General features: G+C 70.9%; 10 protein-coding genes. 6 read left to right on the top strand and 4 right to left on the bottom strand.

The window, feature by feature from the left end; all coding sequences use genetic code 11:
- The first annotated feature begins 12 nt into the window (after positions 1–12).
- The 6 genes from H565_RS0112340 to H565_RS0112365 are packed head-to-tail and all read left to right on the top strand — an operon-like array spanning position 13 to position 6,751.
- Entirely contained in the window at positions 13–732 is a 720-nt protein-coding gene (locus tag H565_RS0112340; RefSeq protein ID WP_027461302.1) for an SDR family oxidoreductase, read from the top strand.
- Positions 733–741: 9 nt separating this feature from the next.
- Positions 742–1,035 (top strand): YnfA family protein, encoded by a 294-nt coding sequence (locus H565_RS0112345; RefSeq protein ID WP_027461303.1) that lies wholly within the window; start codon positions 742–744, stop codon positions 1,033–1,035.
- Between the two features lies 1 nt (position 1,036).
- Positions 1,037–1,468, top strand: coding sequence for an SsrA-binding protein SmpB (gene smpB, locus H565_RS0112350; RefSeq protein ID WP_027461304.1), 432 nt, complete (start codon positions 1,037–1,039; stop codon positions 1,466–1,468).
- A gap of 47 nt (positions 1,469–1,515) precedes the next feature.
- Positions 1,516–2,871: an N-acetylmuramoyl-L-alanine amidase gene (locus H565_RS15385; protein WP_051363604.1), complete on the top strand. Its 1,356-nt coding sequence runs from the start codon at positions 1,516–1,518 to the stop codon at positions 2,869–2,871.
- Positions 2,868–3,410, top strand: a complete 543-nt coding sequence (locus H565_RS0112360) for a GerMN domain-containing protein (protein ID WP_027461305.1) — start codon at positions 2,868–2,870, stop codon at positions 3,408–3,410. The genes H565_RS15385 and H565_RS0112360 overlap by 4 nt, the downstream gene beginning before the upstream one ends.
- Positions 3,411–3,427: 17 nt before the next feature.
- Complete coding sequence (locus H565_RS0112365; protein ID WP_027461306.1) at positions 3,428–6,751, top strand: AAA family ATPase; 3,324 nt, start codon at positions 3,428–3,430, stop codon at positions 6,749–6,751.
- 145 nt (positions 6,752–6,896) lie between these two features.
- Here H565_RS0112365 and H565_RS0112370 read toward each other — a convergent pair whose 3' ends face one another.
- The 4 genes from H565_RS0112370 to H565_RS0112385 form a co-directional block, all read right to left on the bottom strand.
- Positions 6,897–7,376 (bottom strand): TlpA family protein disulfide reductase, encoded by a 480-nt coding sequence (locus tag H565_RS0112370; RefSeq protein ID WP_027461307.1) that lies wholly within the window; start codon positions 7,374–7,376, stop codon positions 6,897–6,899.
- Positions 7,377–7,388: 12 nt separating this feature from the next.
- Positions 7,389–7,520 (bottom strand): hypothetical protein, encoded by a 132-nt coding sequence (locus H565_RS16985; protein ID WP_255344304.1) that lies wholly within the window; start codon positions 7,518–7,520, stop codon positions 7,389–7,391.
- Between the two features lie 333 nt (positions 7,521–7,853).
- Positions 7,854–10,586 (bottom strand): AAA family ATPase, encoded by a 2,733-nt coding sequence (locus H565_RS0112380; protein ID WP_027461308.1) that lies wholly within the window; start codon positions 10,584–10,586, stop codon positions 7,854–7,856.
- Between the two features lie 106 nt (positions 10,587–10,692).
- On the bottom strand, positions 10,693–11,880 hold the full coding sequence (locus tag H565_RS0112385; RefSeq protein WP_027461309.1) for a metallophosphoesterase family protein: 1,188 nt from the start codon (positions 11,878–11,880) through the stop codon (positions 10,693–10,695).
- Positions 11,881–12,174 lie beyond the last annotated feature (294 nt).

The raw sequence follows: 12,174 nt of genomic DNA on the forward strand, positions 1-12,174 counted from the left end.
TAGCTTGCGGGCATGACGAAGCACGCCGGACTGGGTGAAGGCAAAAGCGCTTTTGTGACGGGTGGCAGCAAGGGCATCGGGCTGGAGGTCGCGCGGGCGCTGGCGCGGGCCGGCTACGCCGTCACGATAACCAGCCGCAAGGAAGACGAAATCACGGCGGCGGCCCGCGATATCGGCGGCCAGACCCGCGGGGTGGTTTGCGACGTCCGTGACCCCCAGGCCCTCCAGGAGGCGGTCGATGCCCACGTCGCGGCCTTTGGGGGCCTTGACGTGCTCTTTGTCAATGCGGGGCTGGGGCATTTCGCCAACGTCGCGGACTTGACGGTCGAGCAGTGGCGGGAAGTCATTGACACCAACCTCAGTGGGGCCTTTTACACCATCAAGGCGGCCCTGAAGGCCCTCCAGCGCCGGGGCGGGTACATCTTCACCCTGTCGAGCCTTGCGGGGAAAAACCCCTTTGCGGGCGGTGGCGCGTACAACGCGAGCAAGTTTGGCCTCAACGGGCTGTCGGAGGTGCTCACCCTGGACCTGCGGCAGCACGGCATCAAGGTGACCCAAATCATGCCCGGCAGCGTGGCGACCTTCTTTAATGGCCACACCCCGAACGAACAGGACGCCTGGAAAATCCAGCCTGAAGACATTGCGCAGCTCACCCTCGACCTGCTGGCGATGCCGGGGCGCACGTTGCCCAGTCGCATCGAGGTGCGCCCCAGCCGCCCGCCGCAGAAGTAAGCTCTCAGCGTGCTCGCGGCGTCGGTCGCCCTGTTCATTCTTGCGGCCCTCGCGGAAATCGGGGGCGGCTACCTGGTTTGGCTGTGGCTGCGTGAGGGCTGGCCCTGGTGGGTGGGGGTGCTGGGCGGGCTGGTGCTGGTGCTGTACGGGGTCTTGCCTACCCTGCAACCCCAGAGCTTCGACTTTGCCCGGACCTACGCAGCCTACGGGGGCCTTTTTATCGCTTTTTCGCTGCTGTGGGGGCGGGTCCCGGACGTACCCAGCCTGTGGGGGGCGAGCCTCGCGTGCGTGCGGCCCTGCTAGAATGCCCCGCGTGTACACGAACCGCCGCGCACACCACGAGTACGAACTGCTGGAGCGCTTTGAGGCGGGGATTGCCCTGACGGGCAGCGAGGTCAAGAGCGTGCGGGCGGGCGGCGTGGATTTCCGGGACGCCTTTGCGCGGCTCTCGAACGGCAACATCGAGCTGGAGGGACTGTACATTCCTATCTACACCGAGGCCACCTACAACAACCATGAACCCCGTCGTCCCCGCCGCTTGCTGCTGCACCGCGAGGAAATCGGCAAGTTGAAGCGGGCGCTGGAGCAAAAGGGCCTGACCCTGGTCCCGACGCGGCTTTACCAAAAGGGCCGGGTCTTCAAGGTCGAGCTGGCCCTCGCTCGCGGCAAAAAGCTGCACGACAAGCGCCGCGCCGAGGCCGAAAAAACCCTGCGCCGGGAGCTGCGCGAACTGTGAGGCGGGGCAAGTTGGCTCGTCCACTGCTGCTGTCGGCGGCCCTCCTGATGGCGGGGCTGGCAGGAGCGCAGCTCGCGTTTTCGCGCCTCAACCTCGCCGGGCAGCAGGTCCAGAGCGTCAACCTTTACGGGGCCGAGTACGCCAGCCAGGAGGTGCTGGGCCGGGTGGTCCGCATCAGCCGCGAAGGCCAAATCATTCGGGTGGAGGGCTACGGGCACATTCTGCTGCTCCCCCTCGACGAGGACCCCCAGCGGGCGACGACGGCCTTTAATACCGTGCAGCTCGATACCACGCGGGTGAATGCCCGCACCGCCACCCTGCTCAATGGCAACCTTTACCTGCCGCTGGATACGCTGGCGCGGGGCCTGGGAGCCGAGTACCGCGCCGGGAGCTTCCGGGTGGTGCCCGCCCGCTTGCAGGGCGTGAGCAGCCGCGCGGGGGCGAGCAGCGACCGCCTGGTCCTCGACCTCACCCGCGACGTGGACTTCAGTGACGAGCTGCGCGGCACCACCGTTACCGTGACCCTGCGGGAAGTCGAGGGCGAAGCCCGGCGCTACACGACGCGGGGAGCCTTTGTGCCGCGGGCGCAGGTGGTCCGCGACGGCCAAGACCTCCAGCTCAGTTTTACCCTGCCCCCCGGCAGCGGCTACCGGGTGTACCGGGTGGTGCGGCCTGGCGGGGCGCGGCTCGTCGTGGATGCGGGGCCGGGGATTCCCTACACCAGCCCGGCGCTGCTGGAGCGCATCTCGCGGCCCCTCATCGTCCTGGACCCTGCCCGCGTGGAGGGGTTGGGACGTGACGTCACGCTGGATGTGGCCCAGCGGGCTGCCGAGCTGCTCAGCCAGGCGGGATGGCAGGTGCGCCTGACCCGCGACGGCCAGAGTGCCCTGGGCCTCAACCAGAAACTCGCGCTCGCGCGGCGCAGCGATGTCTACCTGGCGCTCGACCTGGGCCGCTTTCCCGGCACCGACCGGGGCGGCGTCACCGTCTATGAGCCGACGGGGCGCTCGACCGCGCAGATTGTGGAAGCGGTCCGCGCTGGCGGTAAGGCTCCGTACATCGACCTCGCCATCGGGGGCGTGGGGGGCACTCGGCGTCTGAGCGAGCTGCTGCGCGGCGAGCTGAAGGGGGGTGGGGTCACGGCGCAGGCGGAGACGGTCAGCCGCACCCTGATGCTGGGAGAAGCTCCGCAGGCGGCCCTGCTGCTGGAACTCGGCTGGGTGGGTAATGAGGACGACCGCGCGGCCCTCGCCTCGGCTGGACGCCTGCGGACGATGTCGGTCGCGGTGGCCCGCTCGGTGGCGACCTACCTCACGGCCCGCGCCGCGAACGCCGGGCGTACGGTATCGGCCACGCCCGGCACCGAACCGCAGGCGAAGCGCCCCGCAGGAGCGAGCCAGTGAAACGTCTCTTTTCCCTCTTCAATGTCGTGAGCGCGGCCCTGCTCGCCGCTGCCGCCTACGCCTACACCGAAGTGCAGCGGCCCCCAGAGACGCCTGAAGCGCCCAAGCTTCAGCTTCAGGAGCGGCAGTCTAAGCAGGTCAAGGTGTACTTTAGTGACGCTCAGGTGCAGGCCATGAAGCCGGAAACTCGCACCGTGACGGTCACCCAGGACACCCCCGCTGCCACCGCTCAAGCGGCGCTGCGGGCCTGGGCCAATGGGCCGCAGACGCCAGGTTCACTCCCGGTCGTGCCCAAGGGTAGCCCCGCGCCCAGCGTGTGGCTGCGCGGCACCCACGTCTATGTGGACCTCCCAGAGAGCTATCAGCGCCTGCGCTACGGCACCAGCGGCGAGCGGATGCTGCTTTGTACCCTCACCCGCACCCTGCTGGAGGTGCGCGGGCAGGACGTGACCTTCCTGGTGGGCGGCAAGAACGTCGACACCCTGTGGCACCTTGACCTGCGCGAGCCGTACCGCGCCGGGGACTGCACCGACTCGTGACCCGGCTCGCCTAATCCATGCTGCGCAGCATCACTCTCCACGGCTTCAAGAGTTTCGCTGACCGCACCCGGCTGGAGTTCGGCCCCGGTGTCAGCGCCGTCATTGGGCCGAACGGCAGCGGCAAAAGCAACGTCGTGGAAGCGATTCGCTGGGTCACCCACGGGGCGCGCGCCCGTGAGCTGCGGGCGGGGCGCGGCACCGAGCTGATTTTTCACGGCAGCGGTGGCAAAGCCCCGCTGGGGCTGGCCGAGGTGCAGCTCGAACTTCAGACGCCCCAGGGCCGGGTCAATCTCAGCCGCCGGGTGTACCGCGACGGGACCGCCGAGCAAGACCTGGGGGGCCGCCCCGCCCGCGCTCGCGACGTGCAAGCGGCCCTGCGCGGCACCGGACTGGGGCCGGGCGGTCTCGCCGTCATCGGCCAGGGTGAGGTGGGCGGGGTCGTGCAGGCTGAGGGGAGCACCCTGCTGGGTTATGTCCAGGAGGCCGCCGGACTTTCGCGCGCCGTGAGTGCGCGGCTGGAGACAGCGGCCCGACTGCGCGAGGCTGGAGAGCACCTGGAGCGCTTGCGGCTGTTGCGGGGCGAGCGGGAAGCGGCGGTGCAGCGCCTCGCCCAGGCCGCCGAGGACGCCCGCCGCCACCGCGCCCTGAGCGCCCGCGGTCTCACCCTGGAAGACGCCCTGCGCCGCGAGCGCCACCTCACCCTCGCCCGCGAGCTGGCAGCGGCCCGCGCTGAGGCGGAGGCCCTCGCAGCCCGTTCCAGTGTCCTGGCCGCGGAGGTCACGCGGGGTGCGGCGCGGGTCGAGGCCGCCCGCGACGCGGCCCACGCCGCCCGCGCCCGCGCCGAGGCCCATGCCGGGGCGCTCGACGCGCTGCGAGCTGCTCGCGACGCGCACGCCCAGGCGGGGCGCTACGCCGCCCACCTGCGGGCCGAGGCCGAGCGGCTGGAGGCCGAACTGGCAGCCCTGCCGACCCAGCCTCCGGCCCAGCCCACCCCCGACCTTCCCGCCCTGGAGGGGGCGCTGGCGGCGGTCCGCGCCCGCGCCGAGGCCGCCGAGCGCCGCGCCCGCCGCCTCGAAACAGAGCTGGCGAGCGCTCAGGCCGGAGCTGCCCGCGCCGCCGAAGCCGCCGCCCGCCGCGACGCCAGCCGCGAAACCCTGAGCGCCGAGCTGGAGCGGGCCGAGGGGAATCTCGAAGCGGCGCTGGAGGGCTTGGCTGCCGCCCAGGAGCGCTTGCGCGAGCTGGCCGCAGCCCGCGCCGAGGCCGAAGCTGCTTATGCCGCCCACGCCACTGAACTCGCCCAGGCCCAGGCCCACGCCCGGCACCTGGAGAGCGAACTCGCCCGCTTGGAGGCGGGTCTCGCGCCCCTGCGCCGCGAGCGCGAGCGGCTAGGCGCGGCGCTGGAGTCCTACGCCCGCTACGGCGAGGGGGCACGCAACGCCCTGCGCCTTGACCATCCCGGCATCGTGGGGTCAGTGGCGGACCTCCTCGCCGTACCCGCCGAGTACGAGGTCGCCGTGACCGCCGCGCTGGGCCGCCGCCTGGAACAGGTCGTCGTGCACTCGGCGGAGGATGCCCGCGAGATGATCAGCGAGCTGAAGCGGGTGGGGGGGCGGGCCACCTTCCTGCCCCTCGACCTGCTGCGGCCTCGGCCCCGGCGCGACGGAGCCTTGCAGCGCGAGCCGGGCGTGCTCGGCAACCTCGCGGACCTGTGCCCTGCGGACCCGCCGCTCGTGGGCGAGGCGACCCTGGCCGATACCCTCTTGGTGGAGGACCTGCGCACCGCTCAGCGCCTCGCCCGCGCTCACCCCAGCCGCCCGCGCCTCGTCACTCTGGAGGGCGAGCTGCTGGAGCCGGGGGGAGCCATCACGGGGGGTCGCCTGCGCGATAGCGGCAGCAGCGTGCTCGCCGACGGGCGGCGTTTTCAGGAGCTGGAAGCCGAGTTGGAGGATGCGGGGGGCCGCGCCGCCCACCTGCGTGCCGAGCTGGAGCGGGTGCAGGCGGGGTTGCCGGGGGGGGAGGGCGGGCTGTCTCCTCTCCAACTGCGCCGCGACGCTGCCGTCCGCGAGGCCCGCGACGCTGAGCGCCGGGTCACCGAGCTGGAGGCGCAGGCCCGCAGCCTGACCACCCACTGTGACCGCCTGCGCGAGCGCTTAGCGGCGTCGGCCTCCGCTGTGTCTGCCCCGCCCACCGAGCCGCCCCTCGACCCCGCTGCCCTAGAGACCGAGCTGCTTGCCGCCCGCCATGCCGCCGAAGAAAGCCGCGCCGCAGAGCGGGCAGCGCTGGAGGCCCTGGCCTTTGCCCGCGAACTCGATGGGGCGTGGAGGGCCTACCGCAGCGCCCACGCCCGCGCCGCTGACCTCAGAGAGCGCCTGAAGGCCAACGCTGCTGCGTGGCAGGCCCAGGCCTCCCATCTCGCTGGAGCGGGGGCCGAGGTCGCTCGCCGCGAGGCCGCGCTGGGCACCCTCGACGAACACGAACTCGCTCACGCCGAGGCCGAGCGCGAGGCCGCGACCCAGGCTTACACCTCCCTCATCGGTGAGCAGAACAAGGTGCGCGCCCGCCTCGAAGACCTGCGCCTCCTCGTTGCTCGGCGGGAGGGCAGCCTGGAGCCGCTGCCGGACGGGTGCAGTCCGCCCGGCAGCCCCCGCGAGTGGACCCAAGAGCTGACTCGCCTCCGGGCCGAGCTGGAGCGCCTCGGCCCCGTAAACGCCCGCGCCGAGGCCGACCACGCCCTGGAGGCCGCCGAGCTGGAGCGCCTCTGCGCCGAACTCGCGGACGCGGAGGCCGCCGCCGCCGAGCTGGGGGCACACCTCGCCGACCTGGAGCGGGCCGAGGAAGAAGCCACCCGCGCCGCTTTTGGCCGGGTGGGGGCGGCCTTTCGCGAGTACGCCGCCGAGCTGCTGGGTGGGCAGGGCGAGCTGGAACCCGAAGAGGACCCCGCAGCGGGCCGCCTGACCGGGCTGCGCCTCGCCGTGCAGCCCAAGGGCAAGCGCACCCGCTCGATGACCCTCCTGAGCGCGGGCGAGCGCACGATGGCGGGGCTGGCCTTTCTCTTTGCGCTGAACCATGCGGGCGGCGAAGGCGGCGCGGGTGGCTTGCCCCTGGCCGTCCTCGACGAGGTCGACGCGCCCCTCGATGAGGCGAACATTCGCCGCTTTACGGCCTTTTTGGAGCGCTTTGCTGCCCGCGGCTCTCAGTTCCTGCTCGTGACTCACCAAAAAGCCACGATGGAGGTCGCCCACGCGCTGTGGGGCGTGACCACCGACGCTTCGGGCGCGAGCCGGGTCCTGAGCATCCGCCAGGGGGACGAGGCCCCTGCAGCGCGGCCCCCCGCGGTTTGATGGGGTCCGGCTAGGCCAGTCGCCGGATGCCCTTCCTCCTCCCTCCGCGCCATTCCTCTCGTCATGACCCAGCCGACGCCCACAGTGTTTGCGCAGTGTGGGGGGGTACACCCCACCCCCACACCAGAAAGGCCGACGGGTGAAGTTATTGGGCCAGTCGGAACTGCGCTTCCAGGTACGCCCTGAAGACTTCTGGTTTGGCTTTCAATCCCACGTCCTTGAGCACGATCCGGTGCTGCGGGTTGACGAGCACGAACGTCGGGTACACCCCCACGGCGTACTGCTCATTGATGACGCCACCTTTATCCAGCAGATTGCCGGGCTGGTCGTAGATGGCGCGGTCCACGGGATCGTCGGATTTGGCATACCGGTCGATGATCACCAGGTCCACCGAGGCCTGACGACAGGCCTGCGCGACCTGCATGTCCACCAGATCGCACACGGTGCAGCCGCGGGTCCGGAAGTACAGCAGTGTAGGCCGCTCGGTGCTGAGGGCCAGTCCCGGAACAGCCGGCGCGGGCCGACCAATCCAGCGGCGCGCAAAGATTCCACTGGTCAGCACCGTCCACAGCCGGGGACTGGTGGGGTCGTCCCGAACAATGTCACGCCTGATCGAAAGTGCCATGAGCCGCTCCGGTTAAAACCAGCAGGCGGTGATGGTAAAGAGCTTGATGCAGCCCACGTCCTGCGGCGTAACGTCACCCTGCGCGCGGGCGAGTGTTGGGACAGTCGTGGCAAGCATGGCCAGAGCGGCTCTCAGGTTCTTCATGGGTCTCCTCAGAAGCAGTTGGTGATGAAGATGGGGCCGAGGCTCAACGACCAGCACCCACCCTGGGCCTGGACGTCACCCTTGGCGAGGGCAACGTTGCTGCACACGAGGACGGACGTGAGGAGAACCGACCGAAGAGCACCGAAGAGCTTTGTTCATATCCAGCCTCCTGGGATGTGGACGTGCAGGGGGTTGAACTCAGCGTACGGGTCAGAGGCCAGGAGCGACGCCGCACCTCGGCAGGAAGGCGATTTCGTTCAAGAATGAATGAAGAAACGGCGGCGACCCCCTAAAGGCCACCCGCCCCGCTTCGGCGTCCGGTGACTCCGCCGCTCATCCGTCTAGCCGCTGCACGCTGCTTCCGGCCACGCTCTTGGTCACCAGCAGGCGGCTGGGCAGGCGCTCGGAGAGGCTTTCCACGTGCGTGACCACGCCCACCATGCGGCCCTGGGTGCGGAGGTTCTCCAGCGCCCCGGCGACCGCCTCCAGCGCCTGCGGGTCCAGCGTGCCGAAGCCCTCATCCAGGAAGAGCGCCCCCAGCACCTTGTTTCCGGCGAGGTAGTCGGAAAGGGCGATGGCAAGCGAGAGGCTGGCGAGGAAGGTCTCGCCGCCCGACAGCGTCTTGACCCCGCGCGTCTCGCCCGCGTTCCAGAGGTCCTGCACGACGTACTCGCCGCCCTCCAGCGCGAGGCGGTAGCGGCCATCGCTGATGTCATAAAGGAGGGTGCCCGCCCCGCTGAGCAGTTGCGCCTCGACCTCCGAAAGGAGATAGCTCTGGAACTCGTTGGCCCGCAGGCTGTTGGCAAGGGTCTGCCAGGTGTCCACCTGTTTGGCAAGCGCTCCGGCCTGCCGCTCGATGTCGGCCCGGCGCGAGAGGCGTTCGCGAGCCACCCGTTCTTGTTCGGCGAGGCTCCCGGCCCGCTCGCGGGCGGTCGTGAGGGCCGCGTCGGTCGCGGTGAGGTCGCGCTCGGCCTGCCGCAGCCGGGCGGGGTCAAAGGGTTCGAGGCCAAGCTGCCGCTCCAGCTCCGCGAGCTGCGCCCGCAGCGCCCCCACCTGCGCCCCATGGGTGCGGGCCGCTTCCTCCAGCGCCGCGATGTCACTTTCGGGGAGGGCGGCGGCGCGGGCCTGAGCGGCGTCCAGCCCCAGCTCGGCCAGGGCCGCCCTCAGCGCGGCACTTGCCTCTGCCGCCTCCTGGCTTCGGCCCGCCGCTGCCGCCGCCGCCGAGCGCAGGGTCGCCGCCGCCGCCGCGTGGGCGCTCTCGGCACGGGCGAGGGCCGCTTGCGCTTCGGTCAGGCGCACGCGTAGGGTCCTGATTTCGGCGAGCAGCCGCTGCCGCTCACGGGCGGGGTCAGGCCCTCCAGCGCGCACCCGCGCCGCCAGCCCCGCGACGAGGCGGGCGGCGGTGTCGGCGGGGTCGCCCGTGACCTGGCCCTCGGCCCCCCGCAGGTCGGCCTCGCGCTGGCGCAGTTGTGCCTCCCAGTCGCGCAGCTCGGCGGCCCGCTCGTCGGTCGCCTTTTTCAGGCTGGCGAGTTCCAGGCCGAGTTCCTTGTAGCGCAAGCGGCGGCCTTCGAGGTCGGCACCCAGGGCCGCCACGCGGGTTTCCAGCGCGGTGAGGTCGTGCTCGGCGGGCGGCGGCAGGGTCTGGACGGCCCCGCCGCACAGCGGGCACGGCTCGCCGAGGTGCAGGTGCGAGCGGTAGGCTGCCAGGCCCGCCCGCGCCCGCGCCGCTTCCAGTTCGGCCTGCACCCGGTCGAGGTCCGCTTTGGCCGCCTGGCCCTCGCGTTTGGTGCGGGCCTGCTCTGCGGCCAGCGCTTCTTGCCGGGCCAGTTCGGCCCGTTGCCGCTCGCGGCTCGCCTCCAGCGCGGTCTTTTCCGCTTCGAGCTGCACCCGCTCTTGCCGCAGCTTGTCGAGCTTTTGCGCGCCGTCGCGGGCCGTCAGGAAAGCGTCCTCGTCCCAGGGGAGGGGAGAAGGGTGGGTGCTTTGCGGGGTGCCCCCCGCGCGGCGCAGGCGGGCAGCATCGGCCTCGGCCTCGCGCAGGGTGTCGGCCTTCGCCTCCAGGTCGGGAATGCGTGCCTCGGCGAGCAGAGCGGCCTCCAGCTCGGCTTGGGCGGCTTCGGCGGCCTGCCGGGCAGCAGCTTCGGCGCTCGCGGCCCGGCGGCGCTCGGCTTCCTCGCGCTCGGCGGCGATGCGGGCACGTTCGGCGGCGTCCAGCAGCGGCAAGACTCCGGCCACCCGCCGCGCCCGCGCTGCCCGCTCCGCGCCCTCCCACACCTGCCCGGCGCGGGCTTCCAGCACGTCCAGCCGCCGGGCCGTGTCCTCGCGCTCGCGCCACACGCCCTCCAGTGCCCGCAGGCGGTTGACCTCTCCTTGCAAACGTTCGCGGGCCTCGGTGAGGCGCTCGGCCTGGGCGCTCACGGCCTCGCGCTCGGTCCGCAGCGCCGAGACCACCTCCTCCGACACCCCCGCATACTCGCCCTCCAGCAGCGCATGCAAGCTGCCGAGCTGATGCTTGAGGCCCTTGGCGCGGTCCCCGGCAAAGCTGTGCATCGCCCTCACGTGCTCCAGGCCCATCAGCTCGCCGAGGAGGGCCTGCCGCTCGCGCCCGGTGCCGTGCAAGAGGCGCGAAAACTCGCCCTGCGGCAGCAGCACGCTGCGGGCAAAGGTCTTGTAGTCCAGCCCCACCACCCGCGTGATGCGCTCGCCCACCGCCCGCGCCCCGCCGTCACTGAGGTTTATCCAGCGCTCGCCCTCGCGCCGCTCTAGCCGCACCTCGTTTTCGGCCTGCCGCCGCCCCTTAGAGCGGGCCACCCGGTAAGTTTCTCCGCCCGCCTCAAAGGTGAGGCTGACGGACAGCCCCCGCTCGCCCTGCGAAATCAGCGCGTCGAGGCCCGTCGCTCCCAGCCGGGGCGTGGTGCCGTACAGGGCAAAGGTCATCGCGTCCAGCAGGCTGGACTTGCCGCTGCCCGTCGGCCCGACGAGCGCAAACAGGTCGAGGTCCGAGAAGTCCAGCGCGGTGTGTTGCCGAAAGGCGGTAAACCCCTGAAGTTCGAGCAGGAGGGGCCTCATGCGGTCACCCCGGTGATGGGTCGAGGCGCCGAGGCGTCGAGGCGTCGAGAACCCCGTCCCCCTCGTTCTCTCGACCTCTCAACTTCTCGACTTTGCGCTCCTCCCCTCACGCCACTCCCCCTTCTTCCTCGCCCCGCGCTGCCTCGTCCGCCTCGCAAAAGGCGGCCCGCAGGTCGCTCGGCAGCTCGCCCCGGCGCTCCCGATGAAAGCGCTCGTAGAGTTCCAGGAGGCTGAGGCCCTCGCGCTGGCCGCCCGGCAAGGCGAGGTCTTCTTGCACGGCATCGAGTTCGACCGCGAGCGTGTTCGGCACCTGCCGCAGCACCCGGTCTTTGAGGCCCGGCAACGCCGTCCCCGACGGTGCCCGCACGACCACCTTCACCAGCCCGGAAAAGCCCTCCAGTGCCCCCAACCGGGCGTCAATATCTTCCAGGGTGGCCCGCACGGTCCGCAGCTCGCGCCCGCTGCTGAGGGGCAGCGGGGTCACGCGGGCGGGGCGGCCCGGCTCGACCTCCACCAGGTTGACTTGCTTCTTCTCGCCGCCTTCCCCAAAATCAAGCTGAATCACCGAGCCGGGATAGTGCGCGAGGGGAGCTTCCGAACTCTGCTGGGGCTTGTGCACGTGTCCCAGCGCCACATACTGCGCCGCCGCCGGAAGCTGAAGCGGCGAGAGGGTATAGGCGTTGAGCAGGTCAAACTGCATCGCCCGGTCCGAGCCGCTGGGCGTGGCCCCGTCCATCGTCGCGTGCAGCATCAGCATGTTCACACTGCCGGGCTGAAACCCTTCGGCCAGCCTCCGCAGAAAAAAGCTCATCCCCTCGCGGTACTTCTGCCGCCAGGTTCCCACGTCCCCCCCCAGCAGGTCCGCTGCCTTGACAAGCCGCCGCTCGGACAAAAAGGGCAGCGCCGCCACCGTCAGCCGCTCGCCCCGCCGAGTTTCGATCGTCCGCACCAGGTCCGTCAGTTGGCCGCTGGGCTGGGCCACCACCTGCACCCCCACCCACCCCAGCAGCCCCGCCACGCTGTGGAGCCGCGCCGCGCTGTCGTGGTTGCCCGCAATCGCGACCGCCGGAATATTCGCGTCCCGCAGCCGCAGAAAAAAGTCAAACACCGCCGCTTCTGCCTCCGCCGACGGGTTCACCGTATCGAACAGGTCCCCCGACACCAGCACTGCGTCCGCCCCCTCCGTGCGGGCCAGCCCCGCAATCTCGGTGAGCGCCTCGTGAATCTCCGGCGTCCGGTCAAAGCCCCTCAGATTCCGCCCGGCATGGAAATCTGCGGTGTGAAGTACGCGCATGACGGAAAAAATAGCATGGAGACGGCAGCAGCGGGGCGAACGAAAACCGCCGCCTTTGGGGGCGGGGGTGGGAGTGGGGCAGTTAGGGGTTGGCTTTCAGCAGTCAGCGGTTAGCCATGAGGTGTTCCGAAAGACGGCTGCAACGGGATGTGCCCGCCGCGCACGGGGCGCGGTGGGCGTGTTTCAATCCTCAGCCGTCCCGAAAGACGGCTGCAACTGGGATTCTGGCGGGCCTCGCCGCCCCTGCGATGTTTCAATCCTCAGCCGTCCCGAAAGACGGGTGCAACCCGTGAC

Source organism: Deinococcus murrayi DSM 11303, from assembly GCF_000482805.1.
In the GTDB taxonomy this organism is placed as follows: domain Bacteria; phylum Deinococcota; class Deinococci; order Deinococcales; family Deinococcaceae; genus Deinococcus; species Deinococcus murrayi.

What these genes read in the sequence shown, in the direction of transcription:
- H565_RS16985 (WP_255344304.1), bottom strand. Translation starts at nt 7,520, where the DNA reads ATGAAGAACCTGAGAGCCGCTCTGGCCATGCTTGCCACGACTGTCCCA.
- H565_RS0112365 (WP_027461306.1), top strand. Translation starts at nt 3,428, where the DNA reads ATGCTGCGCAGCATCACTCTCCACGGCTTCAAGAGTTTCGCTGACCGC.
- H565_RS0112385 (WP_027461309.1), bottom strand. Translation starts at nt 11,880, where the DNA reads ATGCGCGTACTTCACACCGCAGATTTCCATGCCGGGCGGAATCTGAGG.
- H565_RS15385 (WP_051363604.1), top strand. Translation starts at nt 1,516, where the DNA reads ATGGCGGGGCTGGCAGGAGCGCAGCTCGCGTTTTCGCGCCTCAACCTC.
- H565_RS0112380 (WP_027461308.1), bottom strand. Translation starts at nt 10,586, where the DNA reads ATGAGGCCCCTCCTGCTCGAACTTCAGGGGTTTACCGCCTTTCGGCAA.
- smpB (WP_027461304.1), top strand. Translation starts at nt 1,037, where the DNA reads ATGCCCCGCGTGTACACGAACCGCCGCGCACACCACGAGTACGAACTG.
- H565_RS0112370 (WP_027461307.1), bottom strand. Translation starts at nt 7,376, where the DNA reads ATGGCACTTTCGATCAGGCGTGACATTGTTCGGGACGACCCCACCAGT.
- H565_RS0112340 (WP_027461302.1), top strand. Translation starts at nt 13, where the DNA reads ATGACGAAGCACGCCGGACTGGGTGAAGGCAAAAGCGCTTTTGTGACG.